Origin of the sequence: Mesorhizobium sp. WSM4308, from assembly GCF_002294905.1 — a bacterium.
In the GTDB taxonomy this organism is placed as follows: Bacteria; Pseudomonadota; Alphaproteobacteria; order Rhizobiales; family Rhizobiaceae; genus Mesorhizobium.
The window spans coordinates 23,767-41,042 of record NZ_NSFW01000024.1; the positions used below are offsets into that span (position 1 = coordinate 23,767).

The 17,276-nt window shown below is 64.4% G+C and carries 16 protein-coding genes; 9 read left to right on the forward strand and 7 right to left on the reverse strand.

What is annotated here, in order from left to right; translation table 11 throughout:
• Position 1 precedes the first annotated feature (1 nt).
• The 4 genes from CK227_RS32395 to CK227_RS32410 are packed head-to-tail and all read right to left on the reverse strand — an operon-like array spanning position 2 to position 4,825.
• Positions 2-1,495, reverse strand: a complete 1,494-nt coding sequence (locus CK227_RS32395) for an FAD-binding oxidoreductase (protein ID WP_095775948.1) — start codon at positions 1,493-1,495, stop codon at positions 2-4.
• Positions 1,492-2,613 (reverse strand): histidinol-phosphate transaminase, encoded by a 1,122-nt coding sequence (hisC, locus tag CK227_RS32400; RefSeq protein ID WP_095775949.1) that lies wholly within the window; start codon positions 2,611-2,613, stop codon positions 1,492-1,494. Before hisC ends, CK227_RS32395 begins: the two co-directional genes overlap by 4 nt.
• Before the next feature lie 47 nt (positions 2,614-2,660).
• On the reverse strand, positions 2,661-3,788 hold the full coding sequence (locus tag CK227_RS32405; protein ID WP_095775950.1) for a 2Fe-2S iron-sulfur cluster-binding protein: 1,128 nt from the start codon (positions 3,786-3,788) through the stop codon (positions 2,661-2,663).
• A complete protein-coding gene (locus CK227_RS32410; protein ID WP_095775951.1) occupies positions 3,785-4,825 on the reverse strand; it encodes an aromatic ring-hydroxylating dioxygenase subunit alpha in 1,041 nt (346 codons plus the stop codon). The genes CK227_RS32405 and CK227_RS32410 overlap by 4 nt, the downstream gene beginning before the upstream one ends.
• A gap of 123 nt (positions 4,826-4,948) precedes the next feature.
• Here CK227_RS32410 and CK227_RS32415 point away from each other — a divergent pair, with 123 nt between their 5' ends.
• Positions 4,949-5,878, forward strand: a complete 930-nt coding sequence (locus CK227_RS32415) for a LysR substrate-binding domain-containing protein (protein ID WP_095775952.1) — start codon at positions 4,949-4,951, stop codon at positions 5,876-5,878.
• A gap of 496 nt (positions 5,879-6,374) precedes the next feature.
• Here CK227_RS32415 and CK227_RS32420 read toward each other — a convergent pair whose 3' ends face one another.
• On the reverse strand, positions 6,375-7,274 hold the full coding sequence (locus tag CK227_RS32420; protein WP_095775953.1) for a GNAT family N-acetyltransferase: 900 nt from the start codon (positions 7,272-7,274) through the stop codon (positions 6,375-6,377).
• A gap of 247 nt (positions 7,275-7,521) precedes the next feature.
• On the opposite strand from CK227_RS32420, the gene argE reads away from it, so the two are divergent.
• From argE to CK227_RS32450, 6 genes are all read left to right on the forward strand, one after another.
• On the forward strand, positions 7,522-8,646 hold the full coding sequence (gene argE, locus CK227_RS32425; RefSeq protein ID WP_095775954.1) for an acetylornithine deacetylase: 1,125 nt from the start codon (positions 7,522-7,524) through the stop codon (positions 8,644-8,646).
• An 11-nt stretch (positions 8,647-8,657) separates the two neighbouring features.
• The gene (locus CK227_RS32430; protein WP_095775955.1) at positions 8,658-9,581 is read left to right on the forward strand and encodes a glyoxylate/hydroxypyruvate reductase A; all 924 of its coding nucleotides are present in this window, start codon (positions 8,658-8,660) and stop codon (positions 9,579-9,581) included.
• Positions 9,582-9,604: 23 nt separating this feature from the next.
• On the forward strand, positions 9,605-9,958 hold the full coding sequence (locus CK227_RS32435; protein WP_095775980.1) for a cupin domain-containing protein: 354 nt from the start codon (positions 9,605-9,607) through the stop codon (positions 9,956-9,958).
• A 167-nt stretch (positions 9,959-10,125) separates the two neighbouring features.
• On the forward strand, positions 10,126-11,589 hold the full coding sequence (locus tag CK227_RS32440) for an aldehyde dehydrogenase family protein (RefSeq protein ID WP_095775956.1): 1,464 nt from the start codon (positions 10,126-10,128) through the stop codon (positions 11,587-11,589).
• Between the two features lie 10 nt (positions 11,590-11,599).
• Positions 11,600-12,643 (forward strand): tartrate dehydrogenase, encoded by a 1,044-nt coding sequence (locus CK227_RS32445; RefSeq protein ID WP_095775981.1) that lies wholly within the window; start codon positions 11,600-11,602, stop codon positions 12,641-12,643.
• A 17-nt stretch (positions 12,644-12,660) separates the two neighbouring features.
• Complete coding sequence (locus CK227_RS32450; RefSeq protein WP_095775957.1) at positions 12,661-14,121, forward strand: NAD-dependent succinate-semialdehyde dehydrogenase; 1,461 nt, start codon at positions 12,661-12,663, stop codon at positions 14,119-14,121.
• Positions 14,122-14,156: 35 nt separating this feature from the next.
• On the opposite strand, the gene CK227_RS32455 is transcribed toward CK227_RS32450, so the two are convergent.
• Both CK227_RS32455 and CK227_RS32460 read right to left on the reverse strand, forming a co-directional pair.
• Entirely contained in the window at positions 14,157-15,431 is a 1,275-nt protein-coding gene (locus CK227_RS32455; RefSeq protein ID WP_095775958.1) for an FAD-binding oxidoreductase, read from the reverse strand.
• Positions 15,432-15,447: 16 nt separating this feature from the next.
• On the reverse strand, positions 15,448-16,116 hold the full coding sequence (locus CK227_RS32460; RefSeq protein ID WP_095804220.1) for a haloacid dehalogenase type II: 669 nt from the start codon (positions 16,114-16,116) through the stop codon (positions 15,448-15,450).
• Here CK227_RS32460 and CK227_RS36955 point away from each other — a divergent pair.
• Together CK227_RS36955 and CK227_RS32465 are read left to right on the forward strand one after the other, a co-directional pair.
• Positions 16,115-16,255, forward strand: coding sequence for a hypothetical protein (locus CK227_RS36955; RefSeq protein WP_179296578.1), 141 nt, complete (start codon positions 16,115-16,117; stop codon positions 16,253-16,255). The genes CK227_RS32460 and CK227_RS36955 overlap by 2 nt on opposite strands.
• A gap of 180 nt (positions 16,256-16,435) precedes the next feature.
• Positions 16,436-17,275: a GNAT family N-acetyltransferase gene (locus CK227_RS32465; RefSeq protein ID WP_095775960.1), complete on the forward strand. Its 840-nt coding sequence runs from the start codon at positions 16,436-16,438 to the stop codon at positions 17,273-17,275.
• Position 17,276 lies beyond the last annotated feature (1 nt).

Consider the following 17,276-nt stretch of genomic DNA (forward strand, 5'->3'; position numbering starts at 1 on the left):
GCTACTCATCGTCGAGGTCGCTCGCGTTCTTGAGGGGCAATCGGTTCTCATTGCCGGAAAGGGATGGGCTTGAGGACCGGACGAACCAGGCATCGCGGGGAAGCACCTTGTCGGGGTTCATGATCGACCGCTCGTCCAGCGCTCGTTTCACGCGCTCCATCGCGTCGAGCTTTGTCGGGTCAGCTGTCGCCAGCAGGGAATGGATGCGTTTTGACCCAATTCCGTGCTCGGCGGAAAAGGAACCGCCAATCTCCCCGAGCTGCTGATAGAGGACGCACTCGACAGCGATCGCCACGTCAGGCGCCAGCGGGCCCTTCCGGTTGAGGATGATGTGCAGGTTCCCATCGGCGAGATGTCCGAAGACATAGGGTGCAAGATCCGGTTCGACGGCGGCGAGCCCGGGCAGGATTCTGTCGAGATAGGCCGGAATTTCCGACAATGGGACAGACACGTCGAAGGAAGGCGCGTGGGGATGAGCGCGGTAGAGCACGCTGGTGTCCTCGCGCAGCCGCCACAGGTCGTCTTCCTGCCGCCGCGAGTCGGCGATGATGCCGGTCGCTTCGGGATACTGCTGCATCGTCTCCAAATAGATCCGCTCGAAGTCCTCGCGCAGCGCGCTTTCGCGCGCGCCGCCAAGCGACAGCAGCAGGAACAGCGGCTGATCGAGCGGCACACTGCGTTCAGACCATTCATGCGCGGCGGCGGCCAGGCTGAAATACGAGGTCCACATCGCCTCGGCCGCGCGCAGATGCCCGGCATCCGATTCAAGCGCCAGCCGAGTTGTCCGCAGGGCCGCCTCGACCGATGGCAGCCCGAACAGCGCGGTCGCTGTGGCGCGCGGTGAAGGATCGAGCTTGACGGCCACTCGGGTGACGATGCCGAGCGTGCCCTCGGCGCCGATAAAGAGATGCTTCAGATCATAGCCGGCGGAATTCTTCACCACCCGTGTCAGGTCGGAATAGACCGATCCGTCGGCCAGCACGGCCTCGAGGCCAAGCACGCGGTGGCGCATGACGCCGTTGCGAAAGGCCATCACCCCACCGGCGTTGGTCGACACCATGCCGCCGATCGTCGCCGAGCCGCGCGCGGCAAGGTCGATGCCCGGCTCCAGCCGGTGTTCGCGCGCGGCCGTCTGCAAGGCTTCGAGGGTGACGCCGGCACCGACCACCGCCACGCGTTCAAGCGGATCGAGCCGCTCGATGCGGTTCATGCGCGCCATGGAAAGAACGATCTCGCCTGGCCACGAAACGTCGCCGCCGACCAGGCCGGTCTTCCCGCCTTGCGGCACCACCGGAACCTCGTTCTGGCGGCAGATGCGCACCACCGCCGCGATTTCGGCGGCCGATGAAGGCGTGACGACGATGCCGGCGCCGCAATCCGCGTCACTGGTGCGTACGTTCGCGGCGCCAACGGCCTCGCGCATCGCGTCGACAACCAAAAGCGGGACCGCCCGTTCGTCCGGTATCGTTTGCCTTGGAGACACGAGGCCGCTCATTGCGCCATCAACCCCTGAAGCGCTGCGATCAGCCGGTCATTGTCAGCCGGCAGCCCGATAGTGGCGCGCAGATAGTGCTCATAACCGGCTTCGCGCCACGCCTTGACAATGATCCCCTGCTCCAGGAGGGCAGCGGCAAGGCTCGAACTGTCGCCTTTGCAGTCAAAGAAAAGGAAGTTTGTCTGCGACTGCGCGACCCGCAGGCCAAGGCCGGCAAGCCCGGCGGCGGTGCGCACGCGCTCGGCCCTGACGCGGTCGGCCGACGCCTTCATCCAGCTTTCGTCGGCGAGTGCAGCGATGGCCGCGGTCTGCGCCGCCGCGTTGACGTTGAATGGCGTCTTGGCGGCGGCAATCACTCTTGCCAGCTCGAGGCCGGAGCAGACGGCATAGCCGACGCGCAGCCCCGCCAGGCCATAGGCTTTCGAGAACGTCCGCAGCACCACATGGTCGATGCCGCTGCCGCGCAGGACCTCGATGCCGTCGGGCGCGCCGGCATCGGCGAATTCGAAATAGGCTTCGTCGAGGACAAGAAGGGTGCCTGGCCGTACCGCGCCGATCAGCCGTTGCAGGCTGGAATGGTCGAGCCCCGGCCCAACCGGATTCCAGGGCGAGGATATGAAAACGAGACGCGGCCTGGCGGCGATCGCCGTTTCAAGCGCGGCAAGGTCGAACCCCATGTCGGGTGTCATCGCCACCTTGATGACATCGGCCCCTGCCGCCAGGGGCTCTATCTCATGCAAGCCGAAGCTCGGCACCGTGGTCACGACAGAGGTGCCCGGCACCAGGACGGCGCGCGAGATGGCGGCGATCATCTCCTCGGAGCCGTTGCCGGCAACGATCAGCCCGGGATCGACACGAAGTCTTTCGCCAAGTGCTGCTCGCAACGCCGTGCAGGCCGGATCGGCATAGCGCCATGGTTCGAAGGATGAGGAGGACAATGCGGCCATGACGGCTGGAGAGCAGCCATCCGGGTTCTCGTTGCTGGCCAGCCGGGCAATGTCGTGACGGCCACTCAGCTTCCGTGCCATCGCGATGTTCATGCCTGCATTGTAAGGTGGCAAGGCCGCGATATGCGGATTGAGCGGCAGGCTCGACGCTGGTTTGACCGACTGTTCCAAATCCCGACTTCCGTTTCCCCGCGCCCAGACGCGGCATCAAGATCTTGTCAAATATCCAGGACGACTGATCCGCTCGGCCTGGAGCAGCACAGCAGCACTTCGCCTGCTCCCAGCTCGTCCAGGGGTTCTTCAAAATAGGCGACTTCACCCGAAACCAGCCGCGACTTGCATGTCCCGCAGATGCCGGACCGGCAGCTGAATTCCGGCGCCAGGCCCTGGTCCTCGGCAAAGTCGAGCAGCGATGCCACCTTGCCATCCCAGACCGCCGTAAGTCCCGATTTTCGAAACTCCACAGTGGCCACCTCGCCCGCCGGCTCGATCCGTGCCTGCTGCGCCAGCGCGGCAGGGGCTCGGGCGGCATCAGGCTCCAGCACTGTTGCCGGGCCGAAAAATTCGTATGCGATGCGAGGCTTCGGCACGCCAAGCCCGCGCAACATGGCGTAGACCGCCTGCATGAAAGGCGGGGGGCCGCAAAGGTAGAAATCATAGTCGTCGATCGGCAGCAGACGCTGCAGCACATCCTTTGAAATCATGCCTTCGCTGTGGAAGTGCCCGTCGGCCCTGTCGCGCTCTGACGGAAACCGGTAACAATAGTGGGCGCGCAGACCAGGCCGTGTTGCGACAAGGCCCGCGACTTCATCACGCAAGGCATGCACATCGCCGTTCTCGCAGGCGTGAATGAAGACGGCACGGCGATCCGGCATTGCAGCCAGCGCATGCAGCATCGATACCATCGGCGTCAGCCCAACGCCGCCGCTGAGCAGCACCACCGGACGGCTGCTGGCCTTGTCGAGCACGAAATCGCCGCGTGGCCCTTCGGCCTGGAGTACATCGCCAACGTCGATCCGGTCATGCAGGAAGCACGAGCTTGCTCCGTCGGGCAGACCCGGCGCGGGTGCTGCTTCACGCTTCACGCTGATCCGGTAGCGACCCCTAGCGGTCGGGGAACAGGAGACGCTGTAGTTGCGCAGCACATATGCCTTTTCGCCGGCTCCCTGCGGCATAGGTATCTTGAACACCAGGAACTGCCCTGGCTCGAAGTCGCGCCAGTCCTCTGGATTGACCGGCTCGATATGGAACGACGTGATGATGGCGCTTTCGCGCACCTTCGCGACCACCTTCAGGTCGCGAAATCCGCTTCTTGCGATAGTGTCGCGAGCGGTGAATGCGTTCATTCGGCGGCCGCCAATTGCTGACCCTCGCTGGCGATCAGCTTGGCCAGGTTGCGGCGGAAGCGCAGTGGCCCGACATCGATCTTGAGATCGAGATTGGGTGTGCGCTTGTTGGCCATGCCCTTGTGCACCGCATTGAGCACGGTGCGATCCTCATCGAAAGCGCCGCGCACGGAGGTGGCGAACTGGCGCGAAACCTCCAGATCGTCCGGGGCGAAATTGCGCATCTGGAACCAGTAATATTTGGTCTGGTTCTCATCGACCGGCGTCATGAAATTGTAGCTGTCCATGAGGAACACGTCCTCGTGCAGCGGCTTGCCTTCGCCGCCGGTGCGGGCGGGCACGAAGATCGCCTTGATGATCGCGTTGGAGGGGTAGCGCACCTCGTAGTGCTGCTTGCGGTCGCAATTGCCGGAGAATTTGAGGAAAGGCGCATAGAAGGGCGCCGGCGCGGCATCGACCACCCAGCGCCATACGGTCACGCCGTCGGCGCCCACGGTGGTTTCGAGCGGTACATCCTCCATGGCCTGGACCCCGCCGAAGGACGACTGGTGGACCCACGACACATGCGAGGGGTCGAGCAGGTTGTCGGTCATGTAGAGATAGTTGCAATCGAGTGCCATGGACTCGCCGCGATTGACGCCCCATGCCGGATCGCCCCAATGGTCGACGGCGAAAATCAGCGCGGGGTCGGCCTTTGACGCTTCGCCCATCCAGACCCAGAGCAAGCCGTAGCGCTCGGCGATCGGATAGGAACGAACGCAGGCGACATGCGGTATCTTTTCGGCGCCCGGCACCCGCGTGCAAGTTCCCGCGCTGTCGAAGGTCAGGCCGTGGTAGCCGCATTCGACCGTATCGCCCTTGATGCGGCCCATCGACAGCGGCAGCTTGCGGTGCGGACAAGCGTCTTCGAGTGCAGCCACCGCGCCGTCGGTGCGGCGGTAGAGGACAATGTCCTCGCCAAGAATCCGCGTTGGCACCAGCCGGTCGGCAATCTCATGGTCCCATGCGGCAACGTACCAGCAGTTTCGAAGAAACATGGCGTCCTCCCGGGCTTGTGAACGCCCAAACGATTATCTTGCGGACCGGGGACGACATAGGGCTTGCATCTGCGTTCTATTTTAGAAAAACTAAACCAAGCTGACCCCAGGACGGTTGCCCAGGTGAACAAGACGCCCCCGCTGCGTGCGATACAGGCCTTTGAGGCGTTTGGCAGGCGTGGCAGCGTGACGGCCGCGGCAAACGAGCTCGGTGTATCCGTTGGCGCTGTCAGCCAGCAGATTCGCAAGGCCGAGGATGCCTTGGACGCACGGCTTCTGGAACGTCGCGGCAGGAGCGTCGCCCTTACAGCGCTGGGCCGCGTCTACCACGCGGCGGTTTCCATCGGCTTCGAAAAGATACGCGAGGCCCAGGATGTCATCGAACGGGCCCGGTTCGCCGACACTTTGACCATCTCCTGCCTGCCGTCGCTCGCCAGCAAATGGATCGGTCCGCAGCTTCTGGATTGGCAGATCGGCCATCCCGGCGCCACCGTGCGGCTGGTCGGCGCCGAGACAGAGCCAAGGCTGAGCGCCGAACAGGTCGACTTCCGCATTTCCTACGGCACCAAATATCGTGATTTCGAGCACTACACCGAGTTGTTCACCGACTGGGTGGTGCCGGCCTGCTCGCCCGCGCTGCTGGCGAAACATCCGGTCCGTAAGCCCGCCGATATCCTCGATCTGCCACTTCTCAGTATCGAATGGGCGCGCGACCATCGCTCGCCGCCTACATGGGCGGAATGGGCGGCAAGCATCGGCGCGGTGCACCGCAAGACATCAGGTGAAGTCGCCTTTTCCCTGTCGAGCGCCGCGATCGATGCTGCGGCCAACGGCAGGGGCTTCGTGCTGGCACAACTGTCGATGGCCGCCGACGACATCGCCTCGGGAAGGCTTGTGGCGCCGTTCGACAAGCGTATCAGGCTGCCGGAGCCCTATTTCCTGGCCTGGGACCGGGCGATGCTGGAGAAACCTTTTGGGCCGGAGCTGCGAACCTGGATTGTTTCAATTTCCAAGCGGCTTGGCGCAACCTTGGCAGGTTTAGCCGAGCGCTGATCTCGGGACGCACATTCCGTTCTGTTCTCACAAAGACCGAAGGTCGGATGGTCGGCTGACTGAATGTCTGAAAGACCCAAGTGGTCGGAAAAGCCCCGTCGCACATCCGCCCTTCGCGATCGAGTTTTAGCCGACGCTCGACCTCGGCCAGCAGCCTGAAGCCGCGCCGCCATGTCCGTTCTCGCCACATCAATTCAACCTCGATGATCCACGACAAGGGCAAAACTGCTCGCCCTCCCCGAGTTCTGACGGACGATCATCGGCAACGTCTTGACGCTCGCTGCCGCCATCGCCGCCTTCAACCCGCTGTGCGCCTGTCCAATCCCGAACGCGTCCCGACTGGCTCCTCAGGCGCATTAAAGACTAACGTCGTGAGCAGGACAGCGGCAGCGAGGACCCTGTAGTACCGGGCGTCGAATCCGAAGAATTTGAAAACAAACGGGGCGATGATAGACACCACCCGGACGGCCCGATTGACGCAAAGTCGAATAACAACCTACCCGAGAGTTTGGCTTGCCAGGGCATAGCTCTCCGGTCTGGTCGCACCGCCGACGGCAAAATCGGTTAGGCGTTTGCCCAGCGACATGGTCAGCACCGTGTCGAAGACTGGCATTCCAGCGTGCGACAGAAAGGTGGCGAACTCGCCAGTGTCCATATGGGTGTCGATCCGCAGGAATGACCCTAAATGGTCATGGACGTGTGGCCGGACGATCGCCACGGCATCGGCGTCGCTTTCCGCCACGACCGGCCCCACGACGTGGCCCCTCCCGAATGGCCGGCAGAGCGCGAATGCGCTCAGCCTGCCATCCTTGAAAAGACCATAGCCGGCCGAGTGTGCGAAAAGCCTTTCGATGAGCGCCGCCCGCCTCACGCCAAATCCTGCCGCGTCGAGCGCGATCGCTGCCGGAATATCCTTTGGGTCCAAGGTCCTGACATCGAGAATGTCCGCCGGGCGACCCGTCGTCTCCAGGCGGGCGACGCCCTGGCATTGATAGACAGTCTTCTCCGGCTGGAAATCGAGCGAGAGATAGAGCCGCCTTGCCGCGCGCGTTGCATTGAGACGCAGATCGCAGCCGACGACGTTCTCGAAAACCCGCTTCATCAGCCATTGCCCCGCCCCCAGCGTCTGAAGTCGCGGCGAGGTGATCACCATGCCCACGGTCGCGAAATCGGTACCATGCGCGAACCACATGGCCGAACCAAGAACCCGGCCGATCTCATCGAGCGCTACGAACCCGTGTCCCGACTGCCGCAGGAATTGCCAGTCTTCAGCGCGATGCGGCCATCCCACGGAGAGCGAGAGTGCATGCAAGCGGTCCAGCTCAACGCCTTCGATGTCGCCAATCCGCATCGAGAAGGTATCGATTTTCAAGCTTCCGGACGGCTTCAATTCCATGCCCCTGAAAGATTATCGTACTAGAAGGCGACGTGTCGCTGGCTACTTTCCGGCTGCCAACGCTAAACAAGCAGACCGATACGATTTGCTCGAAAGCCATGCGGCAACGCTAGATTCAACTGAAACACTTCCGCTTTCGGCACGCAATCGCGAAAGAACGCGCACATCCTCTGCCGAAATCGAGTAGCCGACGGCATCGATCCCGGCAAACCCGAAATGCCAAACCCGAAATGCTTTGAGGGCTGGAATGGACGTCTTCGACATCCTGGACCGACTTGTCGCCTTTCCGTCGGTCGCCGGCAAGCCGAACGGCGATATCGCCGGCTGGATCGAGGCCTATCTCGCAGAGCACGGGACGCAGGCTGCCCTGCTCCGAGGGCCGGAAGGCGACCGGTCCAATCTGTTCGCGACGATCGGCCCCGCCAACGTCCCTGGCTATATTCTGTCCGGCCACATGGACGTCGTCCCCGCCAGCGAGCCGCAATGGAGTTCTAGCCCTTTCGCGCTGCGCAAGGAGGGCGAACGGCTCTATGGACGCGGCACCACTGATATGAAGGGGTTTCTTGCCGCGGTGCTCGCGACGGTGCCTCTCTTGGCGAAAATGCACCTTGCCAGGCCGATCCATCTCGCCTTCTCCTATGACGAGGAGGTGGGGTGCCGCGGTGTACCGCATTTGATCGCCCGCCTTCCCGGACTTTGCGCGAAGCCGCTCGGCGTTATCGTTGGCGAGCCGAGCGGCATGCGCGCCGTGCGCGGCCACAAGGGCAAGGCGGCCGCCCGCGTGATCATCAACGGGCGCTCCGGCCATTCCTCCCGACCCGATCTTGGGCTCAACGCCATCCATGCCATGGCCGATGCGCTGAGCGCGGCCGTGACCGAGGCCGAACAGCTGACGCACGGTCCGTTCGACCCTGCCTTCGAGCCGCCCTACTCCTCGCTGCAAGCCGGCGTGGTGACTGGCGGACATCAGGTCAACATCATCCCCGACACCTGCACGCTGGACCTCGAGGCGCGCGCCATACCCGGCGTCGACCCCGCCAGCCTGCTGGCGCCTGTAAGGGCGCGAGCAGAGGCCCTTGCGGCCCACGGCTTTCGCATCGAATGGGCGCCGCTGAGCGCCTATCCGGCGATGTCGCTGCCGCCAGATGCGCCGCTTGCGGGACTGCTGCACGCCTTGACCGGCGAGGCGCCGCTTGCCGCCGTCAGCTACGGCACGGAGGCCGGGCTTTACCAGGCCGCCGGGTTCGATGCGATCATCTGCGGACCGGGCGACATCGACCGCGCCCACAAGCCGGACGAATACATACTCACCAGCGAACTCGCCACCTGCCAGCGATTGATCGAGGCGCTGGGTGCCCGCTGCGCGGCTTGAAGGGAACCGGAATGACATTCCTGTTCAATTCCGATGCGCGGCGCGGGGCGATCTTCGCCGATGCCTTCGCCAAGGAGCTGCCGGACGTCCCCTTCACGATGGACCCCGCAACGGTCGATCCCGACGCCGTGCGCTATCTCATGACCTGGACCGCGCCAGAAGACCTCGCCCGCTACAGGAACCTGGAGATCCTGTTTTCCATTGGCGCCGGGGTCGACCAGTTCCGCCTCGATAGCGTACCGGAGCAGGTGAAGATCGTGCGTACGATCGAGGAAGGCATCGTGCGCATGATGCAGGAGTATGTGGCGCTGGCCGTGCTCGCCCTGCATCGCAGCCTGCCTGCCTATCTGGCGCAGCAGCGCGCCGGCGAATGGCGGGACGTCCCCCAGCTGCAGGCCGGGTCGCGCCGGATCGGCGTGCTCGGCCTCGGGCAGCTTGGCCAGGCAGTCCTCGACCGCCTGAAGCCCTTCGGCTTTCCGCTCGCCGGTTGGAGCCGCTCGCCACGGCAGATCGAAGGCGTGACCTGCCATCACGGCGAACTCGGGCTGGAGGAGATGCTCGCGGCCAGCGACATACTGGTCTGCCTGCTGCCGCTGACCGAGGAGACACGCGGTTTCCTCGATGCCCGCCTGTTTGCGAAACTGCCCAAGGGCGCGGCCCTCGTCCACACCGGCCGGGGCCCGCAGCTCGATCATAAGGCGCTTGTCGCCGCTCTCGACAGCGGCCACCTTTCGGCGGCGATGATCGACGTGACCGATCCCGAACCGCTGCCGGCCTGCCATCCTTTCTGGCGGCATCCAAAGATCGTGCTGACCCCGCATGTCGCCAGCGTCACCCAACCCGTGACAGCCGCGCTGGCCGTCATCGAAAACATCCGCCGCCACCGCGACGGGCTCGACCCTATCGGGCTCGTCGACCGGTCGCGCGGCTATTGAAATCCAAGCTGAAAGGCCATCCCTTGTCCCTGCTCAAGACCGTCGATACCAGCCCTGCATTTCCCCCGCGCGAATCCGGGGCGCTGCCTGAACGGCTGATTGCCGGCAACCCCGCCTTCAAGACCTGGGCGCAGGACGTCGCCAAGGACGACCTCGTCCATACCGGCGTCTGGGAGGCGACGCCTGGGGAAACGCGCTCAATCAAGGGCGACACTTTCGAGTTCTGCCACATCCTCTCGGGCGTGATTGAAATCACGCCCGATGGCGGCGAGGCGGTGACCTACCGCGCCGGCGATAGCTTCGTGATGAAGCCTGGTTTCACCGGTGTCTGGAAGACCATCGAGACGGTGCGCAAGATCTACGTGACGGTCGGATAGCGGAACCTGCATGACGTACTGGCCTGCGCCGAAGAATTTGCCGTCTCTTGCCTCGAGCACACAACATTCATCGGCAACGGATCACCGAACAGCGCATGCTGCCTGGCAGTACGCGCTACGCTCCAGTCAATGCTGGAAAGCGGTCACCCTATGAACCGAGCCTCGATATGAGCCTGAGCTTCGATCCGGATACGGTTCCCCTCCCGATTGGCCATTTCATCGGCGCAGAGCTTATCGCGGACGATGGTGCGATCGAGATGCGCCGTCCGTCCGACGGTAAGGTCTATGCCGACTGTCCCGTGGCTGACGCGGATATCGTCGACCGCGCTGTGGAAAGCGCCAAGGCGGCGCTGAAGGCCAGCAACTGGGGGGGCGTCAGGCCGCGCGAGCGCACAAGGGCGCTGCACGCCTGGGCCGACCTGATCGAGGCGGAAGCGGCAACGCTGGCTCGGATCGAGGCGCTGTGCTCGACCCGGCCCGTCGGCCAGCTCATCGCCGGCGACATCGCCGTCACCGCCGAGCAGATCCGCTTCTTCGCTGAGTTCGCCGACAAGGAAGGCAGTGAGCTGGTGCCTACCGACGACACCACTCTCGGCATGATCATGAGCGAGCCCCACGGCGTGGTCGGCGCGATAACGCCGTGGAATTTCCCCATCTCGATGGCCGGCTGGAAGCTCGGCCCGGCGCTGGCCGCAGGCAACGCGGTCGTGCTGAAGCCCTCCGAGATGACGCCGTTTTCCGCTGTCTGTTTGGCGCAACTCGCGGTGAAGGCAGGCCTGCCGGCAGGGCTCGTCAACGTGGTGCTGGGCGATGGGCCGACGACCGGCACGGCGCTGACCGGCCATGCCGAAATCGCCAAGGTCTCCTTCACCGGCTCTACCCGCGCCGGCTCGGCCATCATGGAGAACGTCGCCCGCACCGGCGTCAAGCCGATGACGCTGGAACTGGGCGGCAAGAGCCCGCAGATCGTCTTTGCCGATGCCGATCTCGACAAGGCGGCGACGGCGATCGCCGGCAGCGTCACCTTCAACGCCGGCCAGGCCTGCGTGGCCGGCACGCGTCTGATCGTCGAGAAAAGCGTCGCCGACAAGCTGACGGCCGCGATCCTGGAGAAGATGAAGGCGGCACGCCCCGGCCCGACCTGGGACGAGGCGACGCACTATTCACCTGTTATCTCGGAACGGCAGCGGGCGCGTATCGACGGCATCGTGCGGGCCGCGATCGGGGCCGGCGGCGAATGCCTGAGCGGCGGCAACGTTATGGACGACCCCGGCTATTTCTATGAGCCGACGCTGATCGCCAATGTCGATCAGGCCAATCCGGCGATCGTCGAGGAAATCTTCGGCCCGGTCCTGACAGTCCAAACCTTCGAGACCGAGGACGAGGCGCTGGCGCTGTCCAGCCATCCGACCTATGGGCTGGCTTCCGGCCTGTTCACCTCGGACCTGTCCCGCACGATCCGGTTCGCACGCAAACTCGAAGCAGGTACCGTCTGGGTCAACCGCTACAGCCGCTCGCGAGACCATATTCTGCCCACCGGCGGCTACAAGCGCTCCGGCATCGGCAAGGACCTTGGCCGCGAAGCCTATCTCGCCAACCGCAGGACAAAGAGCGTCCTGATCAGCCTGTAAAGAGATGCCGATGAAGTCCTATTCGATCGCCCTGATCCCCGGTGACGGCGTCGGACGCGATGTGACCGCCGCCGCCTGGTCCGTGCTGGAGACAGCGGCCGGGCAGGCCGGCTTTGCCTTGACCGGAACCGAGTTCCCCTGGTCCTGCAAATTCTACAAGGACACCGGCCGCATGATGCCGCAGGACGGCATTGAGACTTTGCGCAGCTTCGACGCGATCCTGCTAGGCGCGGTTGGCTGGCCGGCGGAAGTGCCGGATTCCGTTTCGCTGCACGGCTTGCTGCTGCCGATCCGCAAGGCATTCGTGCAATATGCCAACATCCGGCCGCACCGCCTGCTGCCAGGCGTGACAGGCCCGCTGCGGGCGGAAGGTTTCGACATTTTGTGCATCCGCGAGAACACCGAAGGCGAATATTCGGGCGCCGGCGGGCGCGTGCATCAAGGCACGCTGGACGAGGTCGCTGTCGAGACCTCGATCTTCACCCGTGCCGGCGTCGAGCGCATCCTGCGTTTCGGCTTCGAGCAGGCGCGGACACGGCGCGGCAAGCTCGCCTCCGTCACCAAGTCCAACGCGCAGAAATACTCGATGGTGTTCTGGGACGAGATCGCGCAAAAGCTGGCCGCGGAATACTCTGACGTAGCCGTGACCAGCTATCATGTCGACGCGCTCGCCGCGCGCATGATCATGGCGCCGGAGAGCCTCGACGTGGTCGTCGCCTCCAACCTGTTCGGCGACATCCTCACCGACATCGGCGCGGCGATCCAGGGCGGGCTCGGCTACGCCGCCTCGGCCAACATCAATCCCGATCGCTCGGCGCCGTCCATGTTCGAGCCGGTGCACGGCTCGGCGCCCGACATCGCGCATCTGGGCATCGCCAATCCGATCGCCGCCATCTGGTCCGGCGCCATGATGCTCGACCATCTCGGCGAAGCGGCCGCCGCCGGCCGGGTCATGCAAGCGGTCGAAGCGACAACCGCGCGCGGCATTGGAACCACTCCGGGCAAAGACAGAACGGAGGCCATCACGGCCGCCGTCGTCGCCGCGCTCTCCTGATTGCAAGGTCGTTCTCGATGAAAAACCTCAAAGACAAAAGTCTCTTCCGCGAAGTCGGCCTGATCGGCGGTGAATGGGTCGCTGCCGGCTCCCGCAAGACGGTCGATGTTGTCGATCCAGCGACCCAGGCGGCGATCGGCACGGTGCCCGATATGGCCGGTCCGGAGACTCGCGCGGCCGTAGAGGCCGCAGCGTCCGCCTATGGGGATTGGAGGAAAAAGACCAACGCTGAGCGCGCCGGCCTCCTGGAGGCCTGGCATGGCCTCATGCTTGCGCATCTGGACGATCTTGCGCTGATCCTGACGACCGAACAGGGCAAGCCGCTGGACGAGGCCAGGGGCGAGATCCGCTACGGCGCTTCCTTCGTCAAATGGTTTGCGGAGGAGGCACGCCGCATCAATGGCCACACCATCCCCTCGCCGACGCCGGACCGGCGCATCATCGTGCTGAAGGAACCGGTCGGTGTGTGTGGCATCATCACGCCGTGGAACTTCCCCAACGCGATGATCACCCGCAAGGTCGCGCCGGCGCTGGCCGCCGGCTGCACGGTGGTGATCAAGCCGTCCGAGTTCACGCCCTATTCGGCGCTGGCGCTCGGCGTGCTTGCCGAACGGGCAGGCATCCCCGCCGGCGTCATCAACATCGTCACCGGCATGCCGGCCGAGATCGGCAATGAGATCATGGCGAACGAGACCGTGCGCAAGATCTCCTTCACCGGCTCGACGCGGGTCGGTTCGCTGCTGATGCGCGGGGCGGCCGACAGCGTGAAGCGGCTCAGCCTCGAACTCGGCGGCAACGCACCCTTCATCGTCTTCGACGACGCCGATCTCGACCTCGCTGTCGAGGGCGCTCTCGTCTCCAAGTTCCGCAACGGCGGCCAGACCTGTGTGTGCGCCAACCGCATCCTCGTGCAGTCCGGAGTCTATGAAACCTTCGCAGCGAAGCTTTCCGCCCGTGTCAACGCCATGACGGTTGGACCCGGCACGCAGCCCGGCGTCGCCATCGGGCCGATGATCAACATGGCAGCGGTCGAGAAGATAAACCGCCATGTCGAGGACGCGCTCGCCAAAGGTGCAACGACTATTACCGAGAGGCCAGCTTTGCCGGACGGCCCTCAATATGTCGCGCCGCTGGTGCTGACCGGCGCGACAAAGGACATGCAGCTCGCCGGCGAGGAAACGTTCGGCCCGGTCGCGCCGCTTTTCCGGTTCGAGACGGAAGAAGAAGCGATCACGCTGGCCAACGGCACGCCCTACGGGCTTGCTTCCTACTTCTACACCGAAAACCTGAAACGCGCCTGGCGCGTCGGCGAGGCGCTGGAATTCGGCATGGTGGGTCTCAACACCGGCTCGGTCTCGATGGAGGTCGCCCCCTTCGGCGGCGTCAAGCTGTCCGGCCTCGGGCGAGAGGGCGCGCAGGCCGGCATCGAGGAATATCTCGAGATGAAGAGCTTCCACATGGGAATAGGCAGTAGGTAATTGGCAGCAGGGAATTGGGAGATTCTGCCTACTGCCTACCTCACCCGGTCAAGCGCCTTGTAGTAGAGGCCGACCATCGGCAGGAACCAGGGCTTGCCGGAATAGCCGGGAATGGAAGGCCACTCGAGTCCCTTCAGCGGATTGCGGTCCTCGCGGCCGAGCATGGCATCGGCCATGATCATGCCAAGGTGCGTGGAAAGCTGCGCACCATGGCCGGAATAGCCCATCGCGTACCAGACGCCGTCATGGTAGCCGGCGCGTGGGAAGCGGTCCTTGGTCATGTCGACCAGCCCGCCCCAGCAGTAATCGATCTCGACCTTGGCGAGTTGTGGGAAGATCGCCGCGAGGCCTGCCTGCAGTATCTGTCCGCTCCTGGCGTCGGAGCGCTGGTCCGATGTCGCCGAAAAGCGCGCGCGGCCGCCGAAGATCAGGCGCCTGTCGGGCGAAAGCCGGAAATAGTTGCCGATGTTCATCGAGGTCACGCATGTCCGGTTGCCCGGCATGGTCGCGGCAATCTCGACGTCGCTCAACGGCCGCGTGGCGATGATGAAGCTGCCGACGGAAATGATCCTGCGGCGGAAGTAGCCGAAATTCGGAGTGGTGTAGGCGCCGGTCGCCACCAGCACATTGTCGGCGCTGACGCGGCCACGCGAGGTGGTCAGTTGGTGCCTGCCGCCGGCCTGCTTGCGATCGGTGACCGCCGCATTCTCGTGGATCACGGCGCCGTGGCGGGCGGCTGATGTGGCGAGACCAGCCACATAACGCCCCATATGCATCATGGCGCTCTTCTTCGACAGCATCGCGCCGTGGAAGGGCGAGCCGATCTCGGACTTGAGATCCGCCGCCGACAGCAGCGCCGTATCCGGATCCACCTCGGCATGAAGGACCTCGAAGTTGCGGGCGATTGATGCCAAATGCTGCGGCTTCGAGGCGAGCTTCAGCTTGCCGGCGCGGCGGAAATTGCAGTCGATGCCTTCCTCCGCGACCAGCGCCTCTATGGTGTCGACGGAGTCGTCCAGCGCCCGGTAGAGGGCGATTGCGCGTTCCTTGCCGAGCTCCGCCTTGGCGGAGAGGTAGCTGTGGGCGAGGCCGTTGTTGAGGTGCCCGCCATTGCGGCCGGATGCGCCCCAGCCGACCCGCTCCGCCTCCAGCACGACCACCTTGGCGCCGGCCTTGGCCAATTGGCGCGCGGCGGCGAGACCAGTGAAGCCGCCGCCGATGACGGCGGCATCGTAGTGCCCCTCGACCGGGCCTTGCGCCCCGCCGGAAAAGACGGGGGCCGTGTCGTGCCAGTAGGAGACGAACTTCATCGGCTATCCGCCTGTTTCAGAGACCGACGACGCCTGCAAGACCCGAAATGTCCGATATCTCGACATAGCCGTAATACGGGTTGGCCGGTTCGTGGCCGCGATTGACCCAGACCTTGTTCTTGATGCCGAGATCGTGTGCCGACATCAGGTCGTAGCGGAAAGAGGACGAGCAGTGAAGAACGTCCTCCGGGCCACAGCCCAGCATGTCGAACATGTATTCGAAAGCCCGGAAGCGGGGCTTGTACGCCTGCGCCTGCTCTGCCGTGTAGACGGCATGGAACGGCGCGCCGAGCTTTTCGACATTGGACATGATCTGAGCGTTCATCGCGTTGGACAGGATGACCAGCGGAATTTCCTCGGCGACCTTCGCCAGGCCCGCCGGGACGTCGGCGTGCGGTCCCCAGGTCGGCACGCGCTCGTAGACCATCCTTGCGTCGCCCGGGCTGAAGGCGAGGCCGTTGCGCTTGCAGGCGCGTTCGAGCGCGTTGTGGACGACGTCGGCGTAGGGCTTCCAGTCACCCATGATCTCGTCGAGCCGGTACGCCGCGAAGTTCTTGATGAACTCCTGCATGCGCGGCTCGTCGAGCCGGCTGCCATAGAGGTCGCGCGCCGCTTCCGCCATCTGGAAAAAAGTCAACGTGCCGTAGCAGTCGAAGGTGATGTATTTGGGCCTGAAGGAAGCCATGTCCGTCGATCTCCGGTGGAAGCACATCCGCATTGGGATGTTTTTCATCATAGAGCGGCAGGCGGCGGGCGACCTGACCGAAATCGCCCTTCCGAAAGCAGAAAGTTCCGTATCCGCCATCCGCTTTGGCACGCTGTAGCATCTGGCATGCCGATAGCTGCGCCGCGCGCGGCGTGAAGCGCCCCCGCCGCGGACGGTGCCAGCACAAGATGCGGCACACCCCTCGCGCTACGGCGAAAGATACTGTCCAAGCCAAAGCCTTCAGATGATCTGCGGCACGCCGATGGCCGAAACTTGTCGTCAGACGGAAGGATGCCTCATGCCGCAGGGCGACATTGAACTCCGAGCCTTCGGGCCCGACCATATCGAGGGAGCCGTAGTGCTTTCCCGCCAGGAGAATTGGCCACATCGCCCGCAGGACTGGCAGATGGCGCTGCAGCTCTCGAACGGTGCGGTCGCGCTCGACGATCAGGGCCGCGTCACCGGAACTATCCTGGTAACGCCCTACGGCGCGGATTGCGCCATGATCAACATGGTGATCGTCGACAGGAACGCGCGCGGCAAGGGGCTTGGGCGCCGGCTCATGGATCAGGCCTTCGCCTTGGCCGGGGACCGTCCGCTGCGGCTCGTCGCGACGGCGGACGGCATGCCTCTCTATGAGAAACTGGGGTTCGTGCCCTCCGGCGCCATTCTGCAGCATCAAGGCAAGGTTGCGGAGCTTGGCGAGCCCGATGGCGTAGAGGCCGCAAGCATCGGCGATCTGCCTGAAATCAAGGCGCTGGACCGCGACGCCTATGGCGCCGACCGTGAAGCACTGATCGATGCGCTGGCCGAGCGCGGCCAATTCGCCGTCATCCGCCGCGACGGCGCCATCGAGGCCTATGCCGCGATCCGGCCGTTCGGACGCGGCGAGGTGATTGGTCCGGTCATCGCGGGAAGTATCGACGAGGCGAAGGCCCTGATCGGCTTCTTCGCCGCCCCGCGCGCCGGCGCCTTCCTGCGCGTGGATACCGGCAGCGGGACCGGCATCGCCGGCTGGCTCGAGGAAATCGGCCTCACCCATGTCGGCGGCGGCATAGCCATGGACCGTCCGCCCAAGACGGTTGCGGAGCAGCCCAGGCCAAAAGTTTACGCCCTCGCCAACCAGGCGCTGGGATAGT